This is a genomic window from Lysobacter korlensis, assembly GCF_042434515.1.
The window spans coordinates 1-1508 of sequence record NZ_JBHLTG010000040.1 but is presented as its reverse complement, the minus strand read 5'-3'; the positions used below and the strand labels follow the sequence as shown (position 1 = coordinate 1508).

Sequence of the window (1508 nt, the reverse complement as noted above, 5' to 3'; positions counted from 1 at the left end):
AGTTAAGGGGCTCGCTGTCCGCAATGCCGGGCTTTAGGGCCTAACAATTCGTCCAAGCCGACGCCGCTTCGCGGCGCGGCTTAACTCAGGTGTTAGGCGCTACAGGAGAGGTCGTGGATATCCCAGAGGTGATCCTCCTCCTGTCTGAACAGGGCGATCGTGTTGGAGCGGTGCTTTTGGCGCCGGATGACACGAGAGCGAGCGGCGACTGTGTCTTCATGCTCTCGCCCTCCAACAACGCATGCATTGACAGCGACCTGGGCATTGTCGTCTCTGAGTTAAAAGTAGCTGGGGAGCATCGCTTTCGCGTTGCAGCAACACCAGGCGGTATCGAGTTGACTGTGTTACCCGCTGATCTGCCTCAGATCGAGCTGAGGCTTAACGGTCACTTCTCGGGTAGTGTTCTCACAGATTTCTGCGGCGTCACCAAGTGCATCGGCTCGGCGGAGCCATTGCCGGGTAGCGCCTAACAATTCGTCCAAGCCGACACCGCTTCGCGGCGCGGCTTAACTCGGGTGTTAGACCGTGAAAGGATCATGCGTGTCCAGGCAAACCGCTCTTGCTATCTCGGTGGCTACCTTGCTGGCCCTGCCTTCGGCCGGCCATGCCCAAGTGTGGGTTGGACCGCGGATCTCCACAGGCGTTGCCTGCGACCAGGCCGAGTCCGCCCTGGTGAATCTCTACGTTCATAAACGCAACGAGGGGCAGCCGGTCGAAACCTTGCTGGCTATGTATAGCTCGCTACCGGATGGTGACTCTGCGAAGGCCGTGGCTGCCTCCCGGGCCTTTGATGTATACCTGGACAAGGCGCTCGACGTGCCAACCATCCGTTCCTACCGCACAGCCAAGTGTGCTCGCCAATTGCTTACGCACGACTATCGACCGCAATCGGAATTGGCGAGAGCCCGCTTGATTGCGTGTCAGACCACCGGAACACCAGGGGACAGAAAGTTCAGCAAGTGCATCCATACTCTGCTGGATGAGCTCGAGCATGAGCGCCAGCGAGTTAACAGCGGTGATTAATGCTTCGGGTATCGTCGAAGGGTCTAACAATTCGTCCAAGCCGAAACCGCTTCGCGGTTCGGCTTAACTCAGGTGTTAGAGGGCGGCCGAGCAATGAAGCGGCTTGATCGAGCAAAGCAGATGGCTCTAGCCGCCCTGGCCGCTCTGGGGGTAGTGACTTCTGTAGGCTGCTCGCAGCCAAAGCCGCATATGCGATTTGGGGTTCTGCCGTCTTCGGAAGAGTGCCGAGCCCTTCTGCAGGCCGAGCCAGTAGACCGCGCTGCCGCCATCAGGCTGATAGACCGTGTGGATCGCCTGCTGCCTAAGGACGGTTATCCGGCAAACGCTGAGGTAGAGGGGCTGGGGCTGTGCACCGGGGCGCTCATGCGGAAAATCCGCTACCGTCCCTCTAACAATTCGTCCAAGCCGACGCCGCTTCGCGGCGCGGCTTAACTCAGGTGTTAGGCCCCTAATGAGCCTTCTCTACGCAGCCAACCTTTCAGACG

General features: G+C 59.3%; 2 protein-coding genes. Both read left to right on the top strand.

Annotation, left to right across the window (positions count from 1 at the left end):
• Positions 1 to 113 precede the first annotated feature (113 nt).
• Entirely contained in the window at positions 114 to 470 is a 357-nt protein-coding gene (locus ACFFGH_RS34325; RefSeq protein ID WP_386677441.1) for a hypothetical protein, read from the top strand.
• Positions 471 to 540: 70 nt separating this feature from the next.
• Complete coding sequence (locus ACFFGH_RS34320) at positions 541 to 1023, top strand: hypothetical protein (protein WP_386677440.1); 483 nt, start codon at positions 541 to 543, stop codon at positions 1021 to 1023.
• Positions 1024 to 1508 lie beyond the last annotated feature (485 nt).